This window comes from Peptococcus niger (assembly GCF_900101835.1).
GTDB classification, from domain to species: Bacteria; Bacillota; Peptococcia; order Peptococcales; family Peptococcaceae; genus Peptococcus; species Peptococcus niger.
Genome location: NZ_FNAF01000005.1, coordinates 21,075 through 45,733 on the forward strand (window position 1 = coordinate 21,075; position 24,659 = coordinate 45,733).

Consider the following 24,659-nt stretch of genomic DNA (forward strand, 5'->3'; position numbering starts at 1 on the left):
CGTTTAAGAAGCTTAAGCAGGAGAGGAAGCGATATGGATGAGGCCGACAGAACTCAGCTTTGAAATTATGCTTCGACCGGAATGGTTGAACGGCAGCCAGACCTATCATGGCGGCGAAATGTTAAAACTCATGGATGAACTGTGCGGCAGCTTGGCGACAGTTTACGATCCGCGCACCTATGTGACGGGATTTATCCACGGGGTGAGCCTGTCCGGCTCGCCGACGGTGCGCAATATCATTCGTGGGCATGCGACCATTTGCTATACAACGGCGCGTACAGTGGCCATGGAGGTGACCCTCTACTACCGTAAACGGTCAGAGCTGCAAGCGGAAGAAAAAATCTGCGCTCACGGTTACTACGTTTTCGTCGCCACAGACGGCACAGGGCCGATACAGCCCTATACTCAGGCCGATGGAGACAAGGCCGACCGGCTGAAAAAAGACATCGCCGCTTATTTACAGGCCGCTCCGACCGATTAGTCGGCTAAAATGGAAGGGTCCCTCTGCACGTTCTCAGCGTTGATGGGAGCCGTCCTCGAGCAAGCGGGAAGAACCTTAGCACAAGATCTAGCATAAGAATAAATAATGTGATGGATAACATCGCCTATTCCGGCGTGGACATTTTAGGCTCAGGTTATTCTTGAAGTATCCGCCTAAAGTGTTATAATAAAAACCGTTGAACAATTGCATACAGGCCCTTGGGCCATTAGCGCATCAGATGAAAGCTGCAGGAAAAAGATAACTTGCCGAAGGATTTACGATCTCAGGCGTCCGCAAGGACAGGACTGCAGCCGGATGATGGTCTGGAGAACTCATTCATTTGGGTACCGAAGGTGAAAATGCTTCTAGATGTAGATGATAGAAGTGTGAATCTCTCAGGTAAAAGGACAGACAGGAGCAAGGTAGGGGTGATTTTCCCCCGGCCACTGCCGCATGCGGCTTGCTTCTGCTTATCCAAAAGTATCTAAAAGAGTGAAAGAGAACCCATCTTTCACTCTTTTTTTATGAATGAAGGAGCCGTATGTAGCCGGTAATATTGTCCATAGCGTTTGTAGAAAGAAGGAGAGATTTGTGGCGTTTTTGGATTCATGGGTGCAGAGCATCAGTGGTGTTTTATGGGATAGTTTATTAATTTATTTATTGGTTGGCACCGGCATTTACTTTACCATCCGGTTGAGATTTGTGCAGGTTCGTCATTTCCGTTTGGGGCTTAAGAAATTATTCAGTAATTTTTCATTACACGGCGGCAAGCAGGAAGGCGGCCTGACCTCCTTTCAGGCCTTGGCAACAGCCATTGCCGCCCAGGTCGGCACCGGTAACATCGCCGGGGCGGCGACAGCCATTGCATCCGGTGGCCCCGGGGCCATTTTTTGGATGTGGATTTCCGCATTTTTTGGGATGTCAACCATCTATGCAGAAGCCGTTATTGCCCAGAAAACCCGTACGGTTGTCAACGGAAAAGTAGTTGGCGGCCCGGCCTACTATATTCAAACAGCCTTTAAAGGGGCTTTTGGTAAGTTTTTAGCCGGATTTTTCTCGATTGCCATTATTTTGGCCCTTGGCTTTACAGGCAACATGGTTCAGGCCAACTCCATTGGCGATGCCTTTCATTCTGCTTTTGGCGTGAATCCTATTTTAGTCGGCCTGGCCTGCGCAATCATTGCCGGATTTATTTTTATCGGCGGCATCCACCGGATTGCCAGCGTAACAGAAAAGGTCGTTCCCCTGATGGCCCTGTTTTACGTCATTGGCTGCCTGGCCATCTTGGTCATGTGTGGCGGCGGCGCTGTTATTGAAGCCTTTCGCGAAATCTTTGTATCCGCCTTTGCGCCCCAGTCGGCTGCCGGCGGTGCCCTTGGCGTTACCGTCCAACAAGCCATCCACTACGGTGTGGCACGCGGACTCTTCTCCAACGAAGCCGGTATGGGGTCAACGCCTCATGCACATGCCACCGCTAAAGTCAAACATCCGGCAGATCAAGGCATCATTGCTATGATTGGCGTCTTTATCGACACCTTTATCATCTTGACCATGACCGCCCTGGTCATCGTCGCCACCGGAGCCTATAAGTCAGACCTGACCGGGTCCGCTCTCAGCCAAGCAGCCTTCAACTCCCAGTTTGGCGACCTGGGCATGATCTTTATCGCCATCTGCATGCTGTTTTTCGCCTTTACGACCATTATTGGCTGGTACTACTTCGGCGAAACCAATGTCCGCCGCCTGTTTGGTGAAAAAGCCATCAAATTTTACGCCGTCCTAGTCGTCGGCTTTGTCCTCCTCGGCTCTGGCTTAAAAGTCGACTTCGTGTGGCACCTGTCCGATATGCTCAATGGCTTAATGGTCCTGCCCAACTTAATTGGCCTCCTGGCCTCATCAGCCATCATCATTAAGCTTTCCCGCGAATTTGACCAAAACCGCAAATCATCTCGCGGTGAATAAAAATCGCTTGCACGACAAGTCTATACAGCAAAGGCCCCGTCTTGTTTTTTAAGACGGGGCCTTTGCTGTTTACTAGAGCTGCGGAGAGTAACTTTCTGTGGCCTAATAAATTATAGGATATTATTTGCAAATAACTGTTTAAATAGATGACCTATATTTATCGAAAGTGTTGACAAATATATATATATATATATAATTTAAATTATAAGAAAAGGAGGAGTATATATGGTCGATTTTATCGGACGGAACAGAATAATCAGATGTTTGATCGTAACCCTAGTTCTGCTCACTGCTTTCGCCCGGCCGGGGTTGGCTGCAGATTACAATGTGAGCGATGAAGCGGGGCTGCGACAGGCGGTGGCCAATGCCACTAGTGGCGATATTATTACCATTACTGGAGACTTGACCTTGACCAAGCCCTTGGTCATCGACAAGAAGACATTGACGTTAAAGGGAATGGGTATTCTGTCCGCGAACGTCGGACTCAAGGATTCCAATGAGAGCGTGAGCAATACCCTTTTAATTGTTAAAGGCGGAGAAGTGGTCGTTGACGGTTTGACCTTAGATGGTAAGGATGTCAACCGGGCCATTCATGCCACGGATGCCAAGTTGACCTTAAAGGGAGCGACCATTACGAAGGGCTGCCCGGGCGGGGATGCTTCCGAGAACCCCGGCGGCGGTGTGCTGCTTCGCGGCGGTTCGTTAACGGCAACCGATAGCCATTTTTCTAACAACAGACCAGGCACAAACGCAACGCTAAGTAAACCGGAAAATGCCGTTAGCGGTGCTGCTATTTACACCACCGATGCGGAAACAACCATTGCCATTCACGGAGGCTCCTTTACTGACAATACCGTGCCCGCCTACGGTCACGGCGCGGCCATCTACCAGGCCAAAGGCAGTCTGAATATTATGGGCACCGCATTTTCCGGAAACAGTGGATATTTGGCCAGTGACGATCAAGGCACCCAGGGTGCCTGTGTTCATATTCGCCAAGATGTCACCGCTACCATTAAAAATGTAGATGTGAAAGTGGCGAAAGGTTTTAATACCGGCGGCTTTTTGCGGTCTTACGCCGGAACGGTAGATATTTCGGGTTCAAAGTTCACCATTGACAGCTTGGGGGATTCCTACGCTATTAGCGGCGGCGCCCTCTGCTTTGAAGGAGGCACAAGCAAGGTAACGAATTGTGAATTTACAACAACAGGTTCTAAGTCAAAAGTTGCCTACGCCGGCGGCTTTATCGACATCGTCGGCACAGGAACACATACCATCGAAAGCAATAAAATGACTGGTTACGGCATAGGCAATGGCAAAGAGATTGCCTCTTTCGGCGGTGCCATTAGCCTTGAAGAAAAAAGTGGCACCGGCACCGACAAACCGAATCTGACTATCAAAAATAATAAAATTGACGGCATTTCCGTATCAGATAACGGCGGCGCCATTGCCATAGGTACCCATCGCGGAAAAATCATTCCCGCCGACGTTACCCTGTCTGGCAATAAAATTACAAACGTTGGCACTTTGTACTGGGGCAATCGGGCTGGCGGCGGAATCTTTGTCGGCCCTGAGGCAAAAGTCACCATGTCCGGTGATACATTGACCGCTAGCCGCTCCGTCCTCGGCGGCGGCATTTATAATGAAGGTGACTTAATCATCTCCGGCGGTGCTACCTTAACCGGCGGCATGGCTGCCGCACTGGGCGGCGAAATTTATAACGACGGCCTCCTTACTGTGGACGATGCTACGGTAACGGGAGACTTTGTCGGCGGCGCCTCTTGGAATATGAGTCCACATCCGAACAAACCTAACGAATACGGGGGTGTGAACATTTATGCGGCTAGGAATGTTACCATTACGCCGAAAGCGACTCTTACCGCGGGCAAAGACCTGCGGGTCTTGGACGGCCAATCGATGATTCTCTTGACCGGTCCGTTGACTAAGGAAATCGATGTGTCCATTAGCGAGGCATCCACGAAAGAAGGAGATAGTTATCCGGAAAACATCTCTCGAAAAGTGGGCTATGTCATCGCTGAAGGGAAAAATTATACACCTGCGAAAGGCGATGCCCATTTTCTGCATTACATCGGTAAGGCTAAGGCAGACGAGCCGTCCCATTACACCAATCAAGTACGGGCAGGCTTTAGCGATGACACGTCCATTGGTGAATGGGATTTTGTCCTGTCACCGCAAAATAAAGTGGTTCTCGGCCAACGGGCGGAACTGATTTTTGACGGCAACGGCGGCACCTTTGACGGGCAAGCAACCGATACAAAGGATTACACTTTCTATTCCTCCGAAGATCCTTTTGCGGACAAGACGAATATGAAGGCAGAAAAGACGCCGACGAAGGAAGGCTACCAATTCGTCGGTTGGGCGGCAGACCAGAAAGCTGCCTTTGAAAGCGCCGATGCCTATTTAGGCGCAAATGTTAATAAATTTGACGATAGCAAGTCCTACATGAGCCTGCAGGCAAAACAAACGGGACCTATAACTGACATTCTGAATCCCTATACGACAACCGTATACGCCCTATGGGTAAAACAAATCGACATTCCCGTAAACAAAGTGTGGGGCGAAGGAACGAAAGACGAACAAAAGCAGGAGGTTAAGCTGACGCTTACCGGCGGGAAGGCTCCGGTGTCGCTGACTTTAAATGAAGCGAACGGATGGAGCGGTAAATTTGAAAAGGTCGACACCATCGCCGTCAACGGCGGAACCGATGGTAAAGACGCGAAGATTACAAATTACAGCGTTTCAGAAGCATCTATTAACGGCTTTACCTCGAAAACCATGGGTAATGCGACGGAGGGCTTTACAGTAACTAACACGCAGATAAAAGAAACCGTGGATATATCCGTGACGAAGGTATGGAAAGATGAAAGCGGAAAAGACACGACGCCGACCGGCGTAACGGCCACGATTAAGCTCTTGGCCGACGGCGCGGATGCGAAGAAAACCCTAACCTTTACGGGAAACGAAACACAAAAGTTCGAAAAGCTTCCCAAGAAAAATGAACAAGGTGCGGTTATCACCTACACGATTTCGGAAGAGCCGGTATCAGGTTATGAAACTCCGGTAACTAGTGGCGATGCGACAAATGGCTTTACGGTAACCAATAAAAAAACACCGGAAACCGTGGATATTTCCGTTAATAAAAAATGGGTTGATGCGGAAGAGAGTGACAAAGTCGATGTGACTGTAAACTTACTGGCAAATGGACAAGCAACAGAAAAAGCTGTCACCTTAAATGCCAATAACCAATGGGCCGGGACCTTTGAAGACTTGGCCAAAAATGATGAAAATGGCGACGCCATCACCTATACCGTGACAGAAAATGCCGTGGAAGGATTTAGGTCAAAAGTCACCGGTGATGTGGCCAATGGCTTCACGGTGACCAATACAAAAATCAACCCGATACCGGAAGACAAAGTTAACGTTCAAGTGACAAAAGTTTGGTCCGGTGCGGAAGAGAGCGACAAAGTGCCTGTTACCATCACCTTAAAAACAAACGGTGAGGCAACAGATAAAACCGTCATCTTAAATGCCAACAACCAATGGACTGGTACCTTTGAAGGTTTGCCCAAAAATGATGAAAACGGTAACGCCATCACCTACACCGTGAGCGAAAATGCCGTGAAAGGCTTTACGTCAAAAGTCACCGGTAATGTGACTGATGGTTTCACCATCACCAACACAAAAAACAAGCCCAATCCGCCGACGGAAAAAGTCATTACAAAATACGTGGATGAACAGGGCAATGATTTAATTAAACCAAAGGATGGAGAGAATCCTAAGGAAAACATTTCCGGTTATAAATATGTTAAGACAGAAAAAACGACAGAAGGTAAAGAGACGACCATTCGTCACATTTACAAAAAAGTCGAGAGACGGTCTCATGGTGGTGGGGGTTCCGCTTTTTGGAATACCAAACCGGTGCCTGATGACGGTCTGCTAAATAAGGAAGACCACAAGGCCTATATGTTTGGCTATCCTGACAGCACTTTCCTTCCCAATCGCAACATGACCCGGGAAGAGGTTACGGCTATGTTTGCTCGGCTCTTGAAAGATTATCCGAAGGAACGCAGAAGCTACGTCATTCCGTATAATGACGTGACCGCAAGCGATTGGTCTTATGAGGCCATCGGCTTTATGACGGAAAAGGGCATCGTCAAGGGCTACGAAGATGGCAGCTTTAAGCCCACGGAGGCCATTAGCCGGGCGGAATTTGCCGCCATGGCCGCCCGCTTTGATAAGCTCGTTGACGGCAGGGGCAATCCCTTCTTTGACGTGCCCGACAGCCACTGGGCCCTATCTTCCATTAATTCGGCAGCGGCCAAGGGCTGGGTATCCGGTTACCCCGACGGCAGCTTTAAGCCGGAGCGCAAGATCACCCGTTCGGAAGTGGTGTCCATCAGCAACATTATGCTGGACCGGTTTGCCGACAAGGATTTCGTCCGCAACCACCTTGGTGAGATGATTGAATTTACCGACCTGACAGAAGTCAACTGGGCCTACTTCCCCATTATGGAAGCCACCAACGGCCACGACTACACGAGAAAGGCTGCAGAAAAAGAAGAAGACTGGAGCCGCCTCAACGGGGAAGAATTCCGCTTTCCCCTTTTGTACAGAAAATAAAAAAGAGGACCTAGGCCGGGGTTTCCCCGGCCCGGGACCCGATGAAGAAAGGAAGAGAACATGAAAAGATTACTAAGCATCTTTTTGGCCGCAGCATTGCTGCTAAGCGTGGTGCCCTCGCAGGCATTTGCAGAGGGTACAGAGGGTGAACAGAATGTCAGCTATCCTCTTACAATAAAGGTTTATAATCTCGCAGATAAAAAACTTGAAGATAAGACTTTTAATTCTCCAGATGATAAGTTAGGCCAATGGTATAAAAATGCTGGGAGGAGCGATTGGTCCTATAGGACTTTTAGAAAAATATTTTTAGGTTGGTCAACTGATAAAAAGTTTTTACAAGCTGACTCTACTCATAACATGGATCCAAATGAAGTAATTTATCGCGATATAGAATCAATCTCAGCAATTGAGGGACTAAACAAGGATACAGAGCTATATCCGGTTATTATGCCTGTTACGGATTTAATGGCTTTTGCTAAAATGCTTGAAACCGGCGGAGGAACTTTATACATCAACGGCGAAAAAACAGTGAAAGATGTCGAGGACGAAGCCACAGAAAAAGATAACTTTATAAAACGGACTGAGGGTTTTGAGGATATAGATGCAGAGAAAAGGTTGATTGAGTATTATTTTGATCCGGATAAAGAAGGATATGAAATTCAAGCTGTATCTGAATTTTACTTTAAAGATCCAAGAGTTCCATTTGTTATAGTTGAGAATCCTTTGGGCATTATAAAATCCGCCAAAGGAGTTACGGATTTTACTGGCGAAAATCCACAAAACTACTCTTATGAAGATTTAACAGTAGAGTTAGATAATAAATTTGAAGTAGCAAAGCAGCAAGAAGACTGGACTTTTGAAAGTTCAACATTCATCGTTTCTGATGTTTTAGATGAAAATTATAAATCTCTAAGCCCGACTATCGCATTGCCTAATCCGGATAGCTTAGTAACCAAGTTCTCTTTTAAAAACCCGAATGGACTCAAGAAGTTTATTATTAGAACCACGCCAAGAAGTGATAATTCGGATGCAAAGTATGGAAGCGATACAAGCTATCCAACTGACAATACAACTGTTGTAACTGGACAGCAAATATTACAACCGATGAAACTAAAGACCGGTAAAGGTTCAAACATTAAAATTTCCAAGGAGTATGCTAAGGAATTAGAAGCAGACAAAGAGTTAGAATCTGTAAGCAAGGGTAAAATAAAAGGTGCTGTAGGAATAGATAAAAGGAGAATGACAGGCGGAGCTGCTATTTTTGCTTTGATTCTTCCGGATTCTCAAGCAATTCCTGAGCTTAAAGCTAAGAACACAATGAATTTCGACTTTGCAATTCCGATTGTGCGCTTCGATAAAAATACGAAGTCTTTAGGTGATGCTGAAGAACAAAACCTCGGCTACTCGAAGTTTGTGGTGAACAAGGCTATGAACAGTGACGGATTTGATCAAGATACACAGCCGAATAAAGATATAACTCAAGCCGGCGAAGCTTTCATTAGCGACAAAGACTATAAAGTTGATGAAACGAAGTTAGCTTTCAATGGGAAAGAATACACTTTCAAGGGCTGGAACACCCAAGCTGACGGCAAGGGTGAATTTGTAAAAGCAGATACGGTAATTAAGCCCGATTTCTTGAATCAAAAAGATAACGACAGAGTGGATGAAGATATGGTTCTTTACGCCATTTGGGAAGCAAAAGAAGAACCGAAACCTGAACCGAAACCTGATACAGGTCACCAAGGCGGCAGCAAGGGTGGCGCAACAACGACCCCGTCCAAGCCGGAACCTAAACCGGAAGAACCGGATAACGGCGATTTGAACAAAGCCGACCACTACCAGTACCTCATTGGCTATCCGGACGGGACCTTTGCCCCCAACAAGGGCATGACCCGGGCAGAAGTGGCCACCATGTTCACCCGACTCTTAAAAGACCGCCCCGTTAAAGGCCAAAGCTATGCAGCCGGTCTGAGCGACATTTATGCCGGCGACTGGTACGCCGATACCGTCGGCTATGCCGTCCAAAAAGGCATCGTCTCCGGTTACCCGGACGGGACCTTCAAACCCAACCAGCCCATCACCCGGGCAGAATTTTCTTCCATTGCCTCCCGCTTTGCCGACCTCACTGAAGAAAAAGACCTTACTTTCAGTGATTTGGACGCAAGCCACTGGGGCTATAAGGCCATCCGCCTGGCAGCCTCCAACGGTTGGATTTCCGGTTATCCGGACAACACCTTCCGTCCGGAACAAGCCATTACCCGCGCAGAAGTGACCTCCATCACCAACCGGATGCTCAATCGCAGTGCAGACCTCGATTGGATCAATGCCCACAATGATGAAGTCATCCACTTCAGCGACGTAAGCGCCGGCGACTGGTTCTTTGAACCGGTTATGGAAGCCACCATGGGCCATGACTTTACCCGCGATAAAGACGGTAAAGCTGAACACTGGACCGATTTGAACGGTAAGACCTTTATTTAACCAATCAGCTGCAGCCGTTTGCGCTGATCTTATGTAGTGGTAGAACGGGAAAAAATGCAGTCCAACCGACAAGACCCCGCCTTAGAAATAAGGCGGGGTCTTGTCCTATTTGCAAAAAGGCCCGGCAGGAGCAGGCCTGTCCATCTTAAGACAGGCTTGCCGCTACCGGCCTTTCTTGTGTGATGGCCTAGTGCCCAGGGCGTCATCGGATGAAGCCACCAGGGCGGCAGGGGAGTCAAAATATTTTATGCAAAAAGATTAAAAGATAAGGGATAATTTGCTTTTTTGATGCAAATAGGAGATACTATAAATAAATTGAATTGCTTATATTTTGTCCTTTTCAATAATTAAAAGAGGTGAAGTGGTTGAAAAAAATTTATGCTTTGACCCTCGGGCTGGAGTATATGAAAGACCTTAAGCGAGAATTTAAGGGGTATGACGGGGCGGCTTTTTCTCAGGACTTGATGGCGGGTACGACGGTTGCGGCTGTGGCCCTCCCCCTGGCCCTGGCCTTTGGTGTTGGCTCCGGGGCTTCGGCAGCGGCCGGTCTGGTGACGGCGGTCCTTGGCGGGCTGGTGATCAGTAGCTTTTCCGGGGCCAGCTACCAAATATCCGGTCCTACCGGTGCCATGATGGCCATCCTCTTATCCATAGTCGCTAAAGAGGGGCTGACCGGAGTTTTGGTGGCCGGATTTTTAGCAGGGATTCTTCTGGTCTTAGCCGGACTTTTTCGCCTGGGGCGGATTATTTCCTTTGTGCCTTCGTCGGTCATTACCGGCTTTACGTCCGGCATAGCAGCGGTGATTGCCCTGGGCCAGCTGGATCATTTTTTTGGCATCAAATCAGAAGGGGACCTGGCCCTTTTAAAAGTGGCGTCTTATTTTCAAACCGGGGCCGTGCCGGATGTAAGGACCACCGCTATTGGCCTGGGCGTTATCCTGCTCATGATTGCCTGGCCGAAAAAATGGAATGCGGTTTTCCCCTCCAGCCTGATGGCCCTGGCTGTCGTTTTGGCCTTTCAGGCGATTTTTCATTGGGATGTGCCCGTGGTGGGGGAAATTCCCCGGACTTTATTTTTAGCTGACCGGTTGACCATCGGGGACTTAAACCCCACGACCTGGCCAAATTATATTATGCCGGCCATATCCATCGCCCTCCTCAGCATGGTGGAAAGCCTTCTTTGTGGGGCTTCAGCGGAAAAAATGACCGCTGAACGGCTTAGAAGCAACCGGGAGCTGGTTGCCCAAGGGCTTGGGAACCTGGTGATTCCTTTCTTTGGCGGAATCCCTGCTACAGCAGCCATCGCCCGGACGTCAGTGGCCATTAAATCCGGCTGCCGGACCAGGCTCACCGGTATTATCCATAGCATTATCCTACTCTTATCTATGTTTATCCTGACCCCGGTGATGTCTGCCATTCCCTTGAGTGCCTTGGCCGGTGTCCTTATGGTCACCGCTTGGCGGATGAACGACTGGGCCAATATCCGCTTTATTTTTTCCCACCGCTTTAAAAGCGGGATTGCTAAATTCAGTATTACCCTGGCAGCGACTGTGCTTTTAGACCTGACCCAGGCCATTATCATCGGGGTAATCTTCTCCCTGGTCCTCATTGTGGCCCGAATGAGCCAGCTGGAAATCAATATTGCCGATGTGGATAATGCCCGCCTGAAAGAAATCGGCATGGGCTTAGACCGGGTCCCTGATATTAATGAAGTCCGGGTCGTTTATATTACCGGGACCCTATTTTTTGGGGTGGTAGACCGGTTAAAAGATAAGCTGCTGACCATGCCCCACAGCGACGTCATCATCCTTTCTATGCGGGGGGTACCGGTTATTGACCTTTCAGGGGTCCAGGCCCTCATGGAACTGGCTGAAGAATTGGAAGGGGAAGGGACCCAGCTGTCGGTATCCAGTGTTCAGCCGGCCGTTAAGCGCTACCTGGAACGGAGTGGATTTTTAGATATCATCGGCAGAGACCATCTCTATCCCAGCGCCGAGCAAGCCATTTTACGGTCGGTTGATGACAAGGCCAGGGTGGTTGATTGACGGCCACGCCAGGACGTTACAGAAATCGCGGCCTCAGCCGGTAAAAGAACAAGCAAGCCCTGCCTCATAGGACATGAGGCAGGGCTTGCTTATAGGGAGCGATAGGTCCAATGACAGCTTTGCCGGCAGAAGAAAAACAAAAAGCCGCTATCACTAGCGGCTTCAATCTCGTGCGGTTTAATAGGATAAAGTTATTATGGAGGTGAGGGGAGTCGAACCCCTGTCCGGAAGATCAATCCCGAAACCCTCTACGTGCGTAGATGACATATTTAAGATTTAACCTCGCACACACCTGTCATCAGGTTTGTTTAGAGGCGAGACAGATTTGTTTCCCCGGCGGCTATCTGTCAATGACCGTCAGGTAGTCTGATATTTGGCTCTCCGGTCCCGCACCTCAGACACAGCAGGTGGAGAGTTCACAGGTGTTAAGCTGCGAAAGCTAAATTATTGTTTTTAGCAGTTATTGTTTTGACGTGTTTTGCGAGCCCACGTCAAACTCGGCACGCAAGTTGCGGTCTTGCCATCCCCCGTCGAAACCAGTACACCCCCGAGGGTAGATACCAATTATAGCATATTTACCGGGGCCCTTCAAATGCCCGGGCTGACGGTTTTGACGAAAAGCAGAAAGGGGCTTGCAATACTACCGCTGTCATGTTATCATGTTAACGAACTAAAGCGAATGTGTTTTATTGCAAAATGATTAAGGGGGATCTCGATGAAGAAAAAAAGTATTGTAGCAATGTTATTGATGGCGGCTTTTGCACTGACAGCATGTGGTGGTGGCGGTGGCGCTGCTACATCCGAGCAAGGATCGACGCCTGCCCAGACGAGCAATGATAAAACCTTAATTGTGGGCTTTGACCAAAGCTTCCCGCCGATGGGCTTTAAGGACAGCAAAGGGGAATTCACAGGCTTTGACCTTGAATTGGCCAAATTGACGGCTGAGAAAATGGGCTATGACATTTCTTTACAGCCGATTGACTGGGATTCTAAAGATGCTGAACTGGACACCGGGAATATCAACTGCATTTGGAACGGCTTTACCATGACCGGTCGTGAAGATAAGTATACCTTCAGTAAACCGTACATGCAAAATCGCCAGATTTTGGTCGTGAAGAAAGATTCGGATATTGCCTCCTTGGCAGACCTCAAGGGGAAAACCATTGAATTGCAGCAAGGGTCCACAGCGGAAAATGCGCTGAACGACAATAAAGACTTTAAAGATTCTCTGGGCACGGTGACGATGGTACCGGAAAATATGACGGCTTTGACGGACCTTGAGCAAGGATCTTGCGATGCGGTCTTGATGGATGAGGTCGTTGCGCGGTATAATATCGCTCAAGGGCGTGAATTCAAAGTGCTTGATGAAGCCATGAGCGAAGAAGAATACGCAGTCGGGTTCAAGCTTGGCAATGAAGAACTGGCTGAAAAAGTAAACGCTGCCCTTGATGAATTGGCCAAAGACGGCAAGCTGAAAGAGCTGTCTGAGAAATACTTCAAAGAGGATATTACCCTGATTGGTAAATAATCCGGATTAAATTTTAATGGGTGGTGGATACCTTTACGCATGGATATGCTAATTGAATTGTCTCAGGGGTTTCGCAATACGCTGGCGATCTTTTTTATCACGCTGGCGTTAGCGATGCCCCTGGGTTTTGTTGTCATGTTGCTGAAAAAATCCAGGTTTAAGCCGGTCAGTTTGCTGACGACCTTTTACATTTCTGTGATGCGCGGCACGCCGCTGATGTTGCAGTTGATGTTTGTTTATTTCGGGCCCTACTATCTGTTCGGCCTGTCGTCTCCGGACCGGTTTCGGGCGGCGATTGTGGCCTTTGTCTTTAACTATGCCGCCTATTTTGCAGAAATTTACCGGGGCGGTTTTGAGGCCATTCCGCGTGGTCAATTGGAAGCGGCTGAGGTCCTGGGCTTGAGCAAGGCGCAGACCTTTTTCAAAATTCAGCTGCCCCAGGTGATGAAGACGGTTATGCCGTCCATCACCAATGAGGTGATCACGCTGGTGAAGGATACGTCTTTGGCCATGGTGATTTCCGTCAGCGAGACCTTTATCATCGCCAAGGCAATGGCGGCGCGGGAAGCGTCGATGACGCCTTATTTGGCGGTAGCGGCTTTCTATTATGCCATGAATTACCTGGTGGCCTTTATTATGGATCGGATTGAAAAAGGACTGGATTATTATAGGTAATACAATGAAACTTTTATCAATGAAAAATATACAGAAAGCCTTCGGGGACCGACCGGTCCTGAAGGATATTTCCCTGGAAGTCGATGAAGGGGAAGTGGTGGCGATTATCGGGCCATCGGGCAGCGGGAAGTCCACCTTGATTCGTTTGGCAACTCACCTGGAAACCCTCCAAGGGGGGGAGGTCCATTACGGGGACTTGACGCTCTACACGGAAAAGGACGGCTATAGCGGTCATGATGAGCGGGAAAAGATCAACCGCCTGTACGGGATGGTTTTTCAGCATTTTAACCTTTTTCCCCACTTATCGGTCATGGCCAACCTGACCCTTGCCCCTCGGAATGTGCTCAAGCAGAGCAAGGAAGAGGCAGAGAAAACGGCGCAAGCCCTTTTGGAACGGATGGGGCTGGCGGATAAGGCCCACAACTATCCCTTTGAATTGTCCGGCGGGCAGCAGCAACGGGTGTCGATTGCCCGTGCCATGGCCATGAAGCCCAAGATCCTCTTCTTTGACGAGCCAACCTCGGCGCTGGACCCGGAATTGACCCAAGAGGTTCTGGCCGTTATTCAAGAATTGGCCGATGACAATATGGCCATGGTGATTGTAACCCATGAAATGGCCTTTGCCCGCCATGTGGCGGACCGGGTTATCTTTATGGCCGACGGCCTTATTGTGGAAGAAGGGTCCCCGGAAGCGGTTCTGGACCACCCGCAAAACCCCCGTACCCGGGCTTTTTTAAACAAAGATGTCAAATAAGTTGCCGGCGGCATTTGCGATTGGCGCAAATGCCGCCGGTTTTTTGTGTCGATTTCCAGGCGTCTGTGCTATGATAAAGAAAATGGCGATGGGGGCATGGATATGTGGACGATTCTAACAGAAACCATCTTGGGGGCCTTGACGGGCTACGTCACCAACGATGTGGCTGTGCGACAATTGTTTCGACCGGGCGGTATTATTGAAAAAGAACGCCGCGGTTTTATTGATATGATTACAGCGGTTTTAGAAGAAGATATTTTTGGTCCGGATGTGATGGCAAAATTGGCTGCTGAACCGGAAACACAGGCGGTTTTTGAAGCCTTGGCGGCCCATTTGGTACGGCGGGTTTTGCCGCAAACGGTACAGGGGGTGCGGGCCGATGACGGTGCTGAAGGCCAGGCCTTGCGCAGCTTGCTGACGGAACGGATTGGCCGGGCGGCCTGGCCGCCGCTGGAGCTGAGGCCGGATTTTGTAACAGACCGGCTGGCGGCCTTAGAGGTGAGCGGGGCTTTTCATGAGGCGCTAACGGCAGCCTTGACGGACTTGGCAAGTCACAGCCCGGATGATTTAGGGCTGGCGGAATTTTTGCCACCGGCGGTCATGGCTGAAAAATTGGATAAGCAGGCTGTGGTGACTTTTTTACGCGGGCATCGCGGGTTGATTGAAGAAGAATTGAGTGCGACCTTGACCGCCTTGGCGGACCACCCCCTGTGGCGGGACCAAGCACTTGCAGCATTTTTAAAGGAGGCGCCTGAGTCCTTGGCCGACCGGACTGTGAGCCATCTTTTTAAGGCTTTGGAGCAGGCCCAGCCTCGTATCCTGGAGGCGGTGAAGGCATGGGCGAAGACACCCGGTGCTACAGAGCACTTGGCGTCCTTTGTCCGGCGGCAGGTTGAAGCGGTGGTGGACGTAGTCTTGCCGGAGCTATGGCCAACCGGGACGGCATTTTTGCAGGCAGAACGGCCAGAGCTGGAAAAGATGGTTTTAGCGGCGGTTGATGAGGCCTTGGCGGATTCAAGTCTCAAAACGCCCATTCGCCGTGCGGTGGAAGGGTATTTTGCCGGGGCGGAGGGCAGCAACTGGTTGTCCCATCTCTTTATTGAATGGCAGACCCCTGACAAACAAGCGGCCTTACGGGAACAGCTGGTAGAGGGCCTGATGGCTCAGGTCAAGCAGGCGGCGGCCAAATGGTATGCCGGCGAAGGGGTCCTCCGGCAGGACAGGAGGATTGGCGAGGCCTGGGCCCGGCCTTTGCAGGAAAAATTGACCCAGCTTTTGCATCGCTCAGCGGCAGACCTGCTGGAGAATTTTATCGGCATTGATCGGGCGAGCAAGTGGCTCTACCGGCTGCTTTTAGCCGTTGCGGAAGGGACAGAGGCCTTGCCCGGTTTGCTGGAGCGGTCTGACGGTTGGCGGCGGAGGCCCTTGGCAGACAGGGTCTTGCCGCCGGACCGGTGTGCGCTGCTGGCCCAGGGGCTGACCGAGCGACTGTCATCTGTCGACTGGACCCAGGCAAGGGAAAATTTGGCCAGGCTGCCGGTCGCCCCTCAGATGGCGACCTTGACCGGCAGGTTCCTGCACCAGCCCCTGTCCCAGCAGCTGGAGGCCTTGCAGGAGCATACCTCTGTCAGGGCGCAGGTTGAGGCGCGCTTGGCCGCCCGGCTGGAGGACTATATATTTACCGACATGTCCGCCCATTTGGGCAATTTGGCCAGAAAACAATTGGAAGCCTTGTCCCACCAGGAAATGCGCCACTTGGCCCTGGACCTGTTGGGCCGTGAAATGCGGCCCTTGTCGGCCATTGGCGGGGTGGTCGGCGGGGCGGTCGGGTTTGCCAGCGGCACGGTGCTGACCCTGACCGGTTTTCAGTTGACGACGCCGGATGAAGACTGGCTGCTTTATTCGGCGGCTTTTGCAGGCCGGTGTGGCTTGTACGGGGCAGTCGGTTACGGAACGAATGTCCTGGCGGTGCAAGGCCTTTTTAAGCCCTATAAAAAAAGGGGTGGTTGGCAAGGCTTAGTGCCGAAAAACCAGCACCGTTTTGCCCGGAAGATGAAAAAGCTGACAGAAGGCTATGTGATCAATGAGGAAATTTGGAGCGGACTCCAGGACCGGTTAGCAGAAGAAGCAAGGGCTTCGACTTGGGCAGACCTGGTGCCGCAGATGGCAGCCTGGCGGTCTGGCAGCGGGGCCTATCTTAACGACCTGCTGGACCACTTGCTCGGCCAATATAGCCTGGCAACGGGATTAGGCCAGGTGACCAGCGAGGACTGGCTGAAAGCCTTGGCCCTCTTTTTCGATCATCGGCCGCAGGGATCCTTGGCAGCCCGGCTGCTGGCGGCCTTGATAGGGCGGCTGCCGCATCTCTTAAGCGATGAGCCCCAGGTTGAGACCCAAATGGCCCATATGATGGAACGATTGACCGATGCGGTCTTGAAGGCCTTGACGGAAAAGCTGTCCACGCTCTCAGGGGCGGCGCTTTGTGAAGGGTTAGACCGGGTTGCTGGTCGCCTGCGGCTGCCGGCGGCAGACCATGCCCTTTACGGAAGCCTGGCCGGGGGACTTATGCGGGCCTATGATCAGTTGCCGACGTGGGTGGCGCCGCAGATTCCGCGCCTGTCTAAGCGCTTGGCCGGGCGGATTCGCGGGCACTTACCGCTGTCGGTGGACTTTTTATTCGGCATCATGAATGGAACTCGGTTGATTGAAGGGGTACTGGACTGTTTGGTGACCCGCCACCTGCCGGCCTATTTGGCCGACCGGCGCGATGTTTACAGCCGGCAAGCGGAGGCGGTTTGCGCTGATGTTTTAGCTGGCCGGTCCTTACGGGACCTGGGGCTGGACTTTAAGGATGAGGATGTTGAAGCCCTTCTGACGACGGTTGTAAGGGCAGGTGGACAAGGGCTGGATAGCTTGGATGGCCGCAAGGGCGCCAGCTTTATCCATCGCTTGACCCCGGTGCTAGAAAAGCTTGCGCTGCACTCGGCCCAGGCCTTGGCGCCGCGGCAGGGTCAAGCGTCGCCGGCGCTTTTGTGGCTTTCGCGGCGGCTGGAAGAAGCTTATGCACTGGCCTCCCCGGCACAGAAGCGACTGCTTGTCGGGCATTGCCGGAGTTTGGTGCATGCAGCGCCGGTCCAGCTCTTCTTTGACCTATCTCCAAGAGACCTCTTGCCAGCGGCGGTTTGGGCGGCCTATCGCGATACGGCGGTCCGTTTGCTGACGGCGCCGGAGGACCATGAGCTGGAAGAGGCCCTGCTGGCTCGGGTGGAAGTTATTTTTGACAAGGGCTGGGATGAATTGTCGCCCCTCTTTGCCTCTTATGGACAGTTGCTTATTGCAGTCCTGCAATTGCCACAAGTGGCGCAAATGCAGATTAACCAATTGAGCCCGGCGCTCTTGGAAAGCATGGTGCGTAATATCGCCAATCCGTACTTTCGCCATGTTGAACGGATGGGGGCCCTGGGAGCGGTGGTGGCCGTTCCGGCGACGATCATCGCGCAAATGATAAACTAGCGCTGAAGGAGGATGGTATGAAGCTTTTTCATTTGGCGGACTTACACATCGGCAAAAAGGTCAATGGCTTTGACCTGCTTGAAGATCAAGCGCATGTCCTAGACCAGGTGATGGCCCATATTGAAGCGGAAAAACCGGATGGGCTGATTCTGGCCGGTGATTTATACGACCGCCGCAACCCCAATCCTGAAGCGGTTAACCTTTTTGATCAATTTTTAGCGGAAACGATTTTGGCGCACCAGGTGCCGGTACTGGCCATTGGCGGCAACCACGACAGCGGCGACCGGTTGAACTTTGCCAGCGGTATTCTGGCGCATGCCGGCCTGCACCTGGCCGGCCGGCTAAGCTTGCCGGTGCCGAGGGTGCGGTTGCAAGATGCCTATGGTCCGGTGGATGTTCACCTCCTGCCCTATGCGGATGGTGCCTTTCTGGCCCATTTGGACGAGGCTTATGCAGGGATGCCCTATCCGGAGGCGATGGCGCAATTGCTGGCAGACTTGACCTTGGACCCGGCGGCGCGTCAGGTGCTGGTGGCCCATGGCATGGTCACCTATGCCGGCGGTGCGCCGGAGGAAAGCGATTCAGAACGGGAATTGACCGTCGGCGGAACCGAATATTGGACGGCCGACGCCCTAGGCCGGTTCGATTATGTGGCGCTGGGACACTTGCACCGGCCGCAAACCGCGGGCCAGGCCCAGATCCGCTATGCCGGGTCGCTCCTGCCCTATTCCTTTTCAGAAGAAAAGCAGGCCAAGAGCTTGACCGTCGTTGAACTGGATGCTGACGGCTTTGCCGGCACCCGGACGCTGCCGCTGCGGCCCTTACACGCCATGCACACGGTACGGGGTGACCTGGCGGACTTGTTGACCGCCTTGCCTGAGGGCGTGGCGCCGACGGATTATTTGCGGGTGGTTTTAACGGATACCGGTGACGTCCTGGATGCCATGGCGCGGCTGCGCCGCTCTTATCCCAATGTGATGGCCCTGGAACGGGACCGGCGGATTCAAGCCCGGAGCCGGGAACAGGCGCTTGCCACCGGTGAGCGGCTGACCCCCTTGGCCTATGCGGAAGGCTTTTACGAAGCCATGACCGGCCAACCGGTTGATGATGGGGTCAGGGCTGTTTTGGCCGCTGCTTGGCAAAGGGCCCGGGAGGAAGAAGAATGAGACCTTTAATACTGGAAATGGTTGCTTTCGGACCCTACGCCGGCAAAACAGAGCTGGACTTTTCCGCCCTGGGTCAAGAGCGCCTTTTTCTCGTGACCGGGCCGACCGGGGCCGGCAAATCGACCATATTTGATGCCATTTCTTATGCCCTATACGGCGAGACCGGCGAAGGGGACAGCAAGGGCAACCGCCTTTGCAGCGATTTTAACAAGGACCCGGAAACCGTGACTTACGTTCGCTTTACCTTTCGCCTGAACGATCGCCGTTACCGGATCTACCGGCAGCCGGCCCAGCAAATTCGCAAGCGGCGTGGCGATGGTTACCGGGACCAGGGGCAGGTGGTCCTCTTTGAGGCCTTGGACGAGGCGCATTTTTCGCCACTGACCAAGGTGGACGAGGTCAACCGGGCGGTGATTGAGCGCATTGGCTTAGATGCAGCCCAATTCCGTAAAATTGTCATGCTGCCCCAGGGGGAGTTTCAACAGTTTTTACTGGCCGATACCCGTGAAAAAGCCCCGCTGCTACGACATTTATTCGGTACAGGCATTTATCTCCGGATGCGGGAGGCCTTGAGTGAACGGGCCCGCAGCTTGGGTCAAGAGGCGCGGAGCTTGGAGGCGCAGGCGCATGACAAATGGCAGCAGGTGCCACTGCCCTTCGGGACCCTTTTGCCGGAGCCCCCGTCACTTACAGACCTGGACAGGTTGGTGCTGGAAGATGACCGCCGTCTGGCCCTTGTGGATGAAGCCTTGGAGGCCTTAGAGCTGGAGGGCGATGCCTTGGCCGAGCGGCGGCGGCAGGTTGAGGCGGCCCAGGCCTTGGAAGAGGAGCTCAGGCGGACAGCGACGGCCCTCTTACCCCTGAAACGTGGGGCTGAAGAGCGACAGCGGTTGGCAGACCGGATCGCCGCCGCTGACCGGGCGCGCCCCCTGGTCGACCAGGAAAAGCGGGTGGCTGAGTTGAAGGCCGGTTGTGAAATGGCGCAAAAAGCCGCGGATGAGGCCAACAAGACGCTGCAGGCGGCAGAAGCGGCTTATCAGACGCTTGAGCAAAAAGCGGCCGCCTTGGCAGAACTAAAGGAGGCCATGGCAGAAAAACGGGCGGCCCTGCCGATCTTGCGCCAGGGTCTGGCCTTGTACAGCCGTTGGCAGAGCACCGCTGCTACCGTTAAAACCGCCCGCGCCAGCTTGGCCGAGGCGGCCAAGGAGCTGGCTGTTGCCCGGGAAAAACAGGAAAAATTATCGGCCCAGCTGGAGGCTTTGCAGGAAAAAATGGCCGCTTTAACCGAAGCCCCCACACGTCACCTGGCCTTGACTGCTGAGCAGGACCGGTTGCAGCGCCGCCGCAGTGAATTGGCGCAAACCTGGCAAGGGCTGACCGCTTACTTGACCGGGATGGAAGAGCTGGCAGCTGCCGACCAGGCCGCGGCCGCGGCTGGTCTAGCTGAACAAGAGGCCCTGCAGGCCTGGCAGGCGGCAGTGGCCAGCCGGCAAGCGGAAAGCGCCGCCCGTTTGGCGGCCCAGCTTCAGGACGGACAGCCCTGCCCGGTTTGCGGATCCTTGCACCATCCGGGCCCAACCGTCTTTCAAGCCCAGGCTGTCGATGACGGCCAGCTGGACCAGCTGGAAACGGCCTGGCGAGACGCCGCCGAAAGAGGGCGGACAACAGCGACCACAGCCGGTGGCAAACGGTCAGAGCAGGCGAGTTTGGCGCGACAGCTGCAGGCCGATGCGGCCGCCCCGCTTTTTGCCCAAAGCGCTGCACCGGCTAAGGCGGCGGTGCAGGCCCTTCGAGATGACGTCGCCGCCCAGGGGACAGCCATTCGGGCTGAGGCTGACCGGGTGGCGGCAGATTTGGCGACGGTCAAGGCCCAGGTAGAAGAATTGACCCTGGTGAAGGAGGCCTTGACCACCTGTGAAAAGCAGGTCACGGCGGCCCACCGCCTTCTCGATGAGGCCTCAGACAAGCATCATGCGGCAGAAGTGACCCTGGCGGAAAGGGAAGCGGCTCTGGAGCAATTGGCCGACCAATTGCCCTTTGCAGCAGCAGATGGCGCCGGGCAACAGGCCCGCCTGGAAGCAGATGAAGCCGCCCTGGCCCGCTATGATGACCAGCATGACCGGTTGGAAGCAGAACGGACAGACTTGAGAAACCAGTGCCTGACCGCAACCACCAGCGTCCAGGAACGGTTACAGACCCTCTCCGACCGGCAGCAGGCCTATTTCCAAGCCCATGAGGACTGGCAGCAGGCGCAAACAGCCCACTTTGCCGATGCCGCTGCTTATCGCAGGGCACAGGCAGACCTGCCGGCCCTGGACCAGCTGCGGGAGCGGTTAAACGATGAGCAGTCCCGCCTGTCTTACTTACAAGATGAGCTTGCCCGTAAAAGCGCCCAGTTAAAAGCCCATCCGGGCCTAGGGGCCGGTGCAGACTTGGCAGAGGCGGAGACGGCACAAAAAGCGGCCCTGGTGGCCTATGTGGACTTGCGGGCTACCTTACGGGCCCGTCGGCAAGGCACCCTGCAGCTGGCTTCAGACCTCCAGGCCCTTGACGAAGCCGGCGGCGCCCTCTTAGCCGAATATGGCGAGGTCAATCGCTTACAGCGGTTGGTGGCCGGGGATAATGACGCCCGGATGGATTTGGAGACTTTTGTTCTGGTACAATACTTTGAAAAGGTCCTGGCCCGTGCCAATGAGCGGTTCAGCGCCATGAGCGATGGACGCTATACCTTTGAACGGCATGGGCAGGTGGCAGACAAGCGGAAAAGTTCCGGCCTCGACCTGGACATTTCAGATACCTATACCGGTCGCGCTCGGGCGGTGGCCACCCTATCCGGCGGCGAACGGTTTAAGGCTTCCTTGGCCTTGGCCCTGGGCCTGGCAGACGTGGTCGGTGAAGAAAGCGGAGGGCATGCCATGGAAGCCATTTTCATTGATGAAGGGTTCGGGACCTTGGATGAAGACGCCTTGGACAAGACCATTGACGCCTTATTTGAACTGCAAAGCGGTGGCCGCTTGGTCGGGGTGATTTCCCATGTGGCGGAATTGCGGGATCGCATTGCCGCCAAGCTGGTCGTTAGCGGCGGTGAGGCCGGCAGCAGCGCCCATTTTGAGGTGCCCCGGTGAAGCGCCTGACCGTTTCCGTCGGCCAAGAGGATGCAGGACGCCGGCTGGGCGATTATCTGCGCAACCCGATGGGCTGTTCCAAACGCTTGGTTAGCCGCTTGAAAAACGAGCCGCAGGGGATTATGGTGAACGGCCTACAAGTGACAGTCCGCTATGTTTTAGCGGCCGGTGACCGGGTGTCCATCGCCCAAGGTCCGGTGCGGCCCTTGACCATGCCGGTTGAAAGGCGGCCCCTTGAAATTATTTATGAAGATGATTTCCTGCTGGTCATCAATAAGCCGCCGCAGACGGCCATGTACCCGCGTTATCGTGGCGAGGCGGGCGCGCTTTCCGGCGCGGTCTTGGGGCATTTGGCACGCCATGGAGAGCCGCTTGGCTATTTTCCCCACTACCGGTTGGACCGAGATACCACCGGGCTGGCGGTCTTTGCCAAGTCGGCCTGGGCAGCCGCGCGGTTGGCGGGGCAACCGGCCCGGAAGGTTTATGCCGCGGAAGTCTTTGGACAAGTGCCGGCAGCCGGTAGCCTGACCCTTCCCCTGGCCAAAGATGTCGGCGGATTGGGACGCATTTGGGCCCATCATGCCGGAAAACCCGCCCGAACCTGTTTTCAACGGGCCTTTTACACTGATGACCGGCTCTTTAGCGGTGCCTTGATTTATTTGCCTACCGGCCGACGGCACCAGATTCGGGCTCACTTTGCCCAGAGCGGGCACCCGCTTTTGGGCGATAGGGCCTACGGTGGTCCCCTTTTACACCACGCCCATCCGGCATTACACGTGCCCTATCTGCAAGTGGCCCACCCCTATGATGGCCGGACCCTGTCCCTCTTTCACCCCCTGCCTGCGTCCTGGTCATCTTCCTGGCCACCTGCCTACAGAAAGGAGGCGCCTTATGTCGATTACCTTACCGAAGCCCTGTGCCGATGCGCTTCACCGGCTCAATGACGCCGGCTATGAAGCCTACGTTGTGGGGGGCTGTGTTCGCGACGCCCTCCTGGGAAAACAGCCCCTGGACTGGGACATTTGCACCTCGGCCCGGCCGGATGAAATGCTCAGCGTTTTTAAAGGCGAAAAAATCATTCCTACCGGCATTCAGCATGGGACGCTGACGGTGCTTATGAAGGGGATGCCCCTGGAAATTACCACTTATCGGATTGACGGCGACTATGCCGACCACAGACGGCCGGAAAATGTGGCCTACACCCGCGACCTGGCGGAAGACCTGGCGCGCCGGGATTTTACCGTCAATGCCATGGCCTGGCACCCGGGTGAAGGGTTGATTGACCTGTACGACGGTCAGGCAGACCTGGAGCGGCGGATCATGCGCGCTGTCGGCGATCCCTTGCTGCGGTTTGAAGAAGACGGTTTGCGCTTGATGCGCCTGGTGCGCTTCGCCACAGTCCTGGTGTTTGACTATGACCCGGCTACGGCAGCTGCCGCCAAGGCCTCAGCCCACTTGCTCAAGCACATTTCAAAAGAGCGGATCCAGGTGGAATTGAATAAGATGCTCTTGGCGCCCTTTGTGGGAAAGGGGCTTTTTGACCTGCGGGAATTTGGCCTGCTCAGTGAAGTGGTGCCCCTGCTTTGTCCGTCAGTGGACTTTGACCAGCAAACCAACCGCCATTTTTTGGACGTTTACGAGCATACCGCCCTGGCCACCGGCTTGGTCGAGGCAGATTTGATTTTGCGGCTGACCATGTTCCTGCACGACATCGGCAAGCCCTTCACCTGGCAGGAAGGCGCCGATGGGGAAGATGCCTTTCCCGCCCATGAGACCATCGGCGCCCAGCTGGCCGACCGGATGCTGCGCCGCTTAAAATATGACAATGCCACCCGCCGGGAGGTGGTCCGGCTGGTCGCCCACCACAACGATTTTTTATTGCCTGACCGGAAGCTCTTACGCCGCCGGTTGAGCGAGCTGGGGGCTGACACCCTCAAGCGCCTGATTGCTGTAAAAGTTGCAGACATCAATGCCCACAACATTCACAATGAGCGGGCTGAGGTCAGCCTGCTTTTCGCTGAAATGGAGGCCATCGTTGACGATATTTTAGCCGCCGGCGAGCCTTACCGGATTTGTGACCTGGCCCTTGATGGACGGGACTTGCTGGCCTTGGGCTATCGTGGCAAGGCCATCGGTGATACCCTGGCGGCCTTGTTGGACCTGGTGGTGGCAGACCCGGCGGAAAATACCCGGGAAAATTTATTAACCGCCTTAAATTCCATCTAATAATTTTCCTTTTACGGTCTTTTACGGTACACAAAGCGGGCGACATCTGATAAAATAATGTTTATTGA

At 53.3% G+C, this 24,659-nt stretch carries 13 protein-coding genes, 1 other RNA gene and 1 riboswitch; of the genes, 13 read left to right on the forward strand and 1 reads right to left on the reverse strand.

Annotation, left to right across the window (positions count from 1 at the left end; genetic code table 11):
• Positions 1–37: 37 nt before the first annotated feature.
• The 5 genes from BLQ16_RS05255 to BLQ16_RS05275 all read left to right on the forward strand — a co-directional run bounded on the left by BLQ16_RS05255 (position 38) and on the right by BLQ16_RS05275 (position 11,604).
• Positions 38–481 (forward strand): hotdog family protein, encoded by a 444-nt coding sequence (locus BLQ16_RS05255; RefSeq protein WP_091791703.1) that lies wholly within the window; start codon positions 38–40, stop codon positions 479–481.
• Between the two features lie 313 nt (positions 482–794).
• Positions 795–902: riboswitch (glycine riboswitch) on the forward strand.
• A gap of 170 nt (positions 903–1,072) precedes the next feature.
• On the forward strand, positions 1,073–2,440 hold the full coding sequence (locus BLQ16_RS05260) for an alanine/glycine:cation symporter family protein (RefSeq protein ID WP_242868958.1): 1,368 nt from the start codon (positions 1,073–1,075) through the stop codon (positions 2,438–2,440).
• Between the two features lie 225 nt (positions 2,441–2,665).
• The gene (locus BLQ16_RS05265; protein ID WP_091791705.1) at positions 2,666–7,078 is read left to right on the forward strand and encodes a Cna B-type domain-containing protein; all 4,413 of its coding nucleotides are present in this window, start codon (positions 2,666–2,668) and stop codon (positions 7,076–7,078) included.
• Between the two features lie 60 nt (positions 7,079–7,138).
• Positions 7,139–9,559, forward strand: a complete 2,421-nt coding sequence (locus tag BLQ16_RS05270; protein ID WP_091791706.1) for an S-layer homology domain-containing protein — start codon at positions 7,139–7,141, stop codon at positions 9,557–9,559.
• Positions 9,560–9,924: 365 nt separating this feature from the next.
• Positions 9,925–11,604 (forward strand): SulP family inorganic anion transporter, encoded by a 1,680-nt coding sequence (locus BLQ16_RS05275; protein ID WP_341443779.1) that lies wholly within the window; start codon positions 9,925–9,927, stop codon positions 11,602–11,604.
• Between the two features lie 194 nt (positions 11,605–11,798).
• Here the strand turns inward: BLQ16_RS05275 and ssrA are convergent.
• Positions 11,799–12,153: a transfer-messenger RNA gene (gene ssrA / locus BLQ16_RS05280) on the reverse strand.
• Positions 12,154–12,319: 166 nt separating this feature from the next.
• Here ssrA and BLQ16_RS05285 point away from each other — a divergent pair.
• The 8 genes from BLQ16_RS05285 to BLQ16_RS05320 all read left to right on the forward strand — a co-directional run bounded on the left by BLQ16_RS05285 (position 12,320) and on the right by BLQ16_RS05320 (position 24,591).
• Positions 12,320–13,132: an amino acid ABC transporter substrate-binding protein gene (locus BLQ16_RS05285; RefSeq protein WP_091791707.1), complete on the forward strand. Its 813-nt coding sequence runs from the start codon at positions 12,320–12,322 to the stop codon at positions 13,130–13,132.
• A gap of 39 nt (positions 13,133–13,171) precedes the next feature.
• Positions 13,172–13,807, forward strand: a complete 636-nt coding sequence (locus BLQ16_RS05290; protein WP_200781886.1) for an amino acid ABC transporter permease — start codon at positions 13,172–13,174, stop codon at positions 13,805–13,807.
• Positions 13,808–13,811: 4 nt separating this feature from the next.
• Positions 13,812–14,561, forward strand: coding sequence for an amino acid ABC transporter ATP-binding protein (locus BLQ16_RS05295; protein WP_091791708.1), 750 nt, complete (start codon positions 13,812–13,814; stop codon positions 14,559–14,561).
• A gap of 102 nt (positions 14,562–14,663) precedes the next feature.
• Positions 14,664–18,074, forward strand: a complete 3,411-nt coding sequence (locus BLQ16_RS05300; protein ID WP_159427992.1) for a DUF445 family protein — start codon at positions 14,664–14,666, stop codon at positions 18,072–18,074.
• A gap of 17 nt (positions 18,075–18,091) precedes the next feature.
• Complete coding sequence (locus BLQ16_RS05305; RefSeq protein WP_091791710.1) at positions 18,092–19,240, forward strand: exonuclease SbcCD subunit D; 1,149 nt, start codon at positions 18,092–18,094, stop codon at positions 19,238–19,240.
• Positions 19,237–22,365, forward strand: coding sequence for an AAA family ATPase (locus BLQ16_RS05310; RefSeq protein WP_091791711.1), 3,129 nt, complete (start codon positions 19,237–19,239; stop codon positions 22,363–22,365). The genes BLQ16_RS05305 and BLQ16_RS05310 overlap by 4 nt, the downstream gene beginning before the upstream one ends.
• Complete coding sequence (locus BLQ16_RS05315) at positions 22,362–23,309, forward strand: pseudouridine synthase (protein WP_091791712.1); 948 nt, start codon at positions 22,362–22,364, stop codon at positions 23,307–23,309. Before BLQ16_RS05310 ends, BLQ16_RS05315 begins: the two co-directional genes overlap by 4 nt.
• Complete coding sequence (locus BLQ16_RS05320) at positions 23,257–24,591, forward strand: CCA tRNA nucleotidyltransferase (RefSeq protein ID WP_159427993.1); 1,335 nt, start codon at positions 23,257–23,259, stop codon at positions 24,589–24,591. The genes BLQ16_RS05315 and BLQ16_RS05320 overlap by 53 nt, the downstream gene beginning before the upstream one ends.
• Positions 24,592–24,659 lie beyond the last annotated feature (68 nt).

Bases quoted from the DNA above. Each gene is read 5' to 3' on its own strand.
- BLQ16_RS05255 (WP_091791703.1), top strand. From the start codon at position 38: ATGAGGCCGACAGAACTCAGCTTTGAAATTATGCTTCGACCGGAATGG.
- BLQ16_RS05265 (WP_091791705.1), top strand. From the start codon at position 2,666: ATGGTCGATTTTATCGGACGGAACAGAATAATCAGATGTTTGATCGTA.
- BLQ16_RS05270 (WP_091791706.1), top strand. From the start codon at position 7,139: ATGAAAAGATTACTAAGCATCTTTTTGGCCGCAGCATTGCTGCTAAGC.
- BLQ16_RS05285 (WP_091791707.1), top strand. From the start codon at position 12,320: ATGAAGAAAAAAAGTATTGTAGCAATGTTATTGATGGCGGCTTTTGCA.
- BLQ16_RS05290 (WP_200781886.1), top strand. From the start codon at position 13,172: ATGGATATGCTAATTGAATTGTCTCAGGGGTTTCGCAATACGCTGGCG.
- BLQ16_RS05295 (WP_091791708.1), top strand. From the start codon at position 13,812: ATGAAACTTTTATCAATGAAAAATATACAGAAAGCCTTCGGGGACCGA.
- BLQ16_RS05300 (WP_159427992.1), top strand. From the start codon at position 14,664: ATGTGGACGATTCTAACAGAAACCATCTTGGGGGCCTTGACGGGCTAC.
- BLQ16_RS05305 (WP_091791710.1), top strand. From the start codon at position 18,092: ATGAAGCTTTTTCATTTGGCGGACTTACACATCGGCAAAAAGGTCAAT.
- BLQ16_RS05310 (WP_091791711.1), top strand. From the start codon at position 19,237: ATGAGACCTTTAATACTGGAAATGGTTGCTTTCGGACCCTACGCCGGC.
- BLQ16_RS05320 (WP_159427993.1), top strand. From the start codon at position 23,257: ATGTCGATTACCTTACCGAAGCCCTGTGCCGATGCGCTTCACCGGCTC.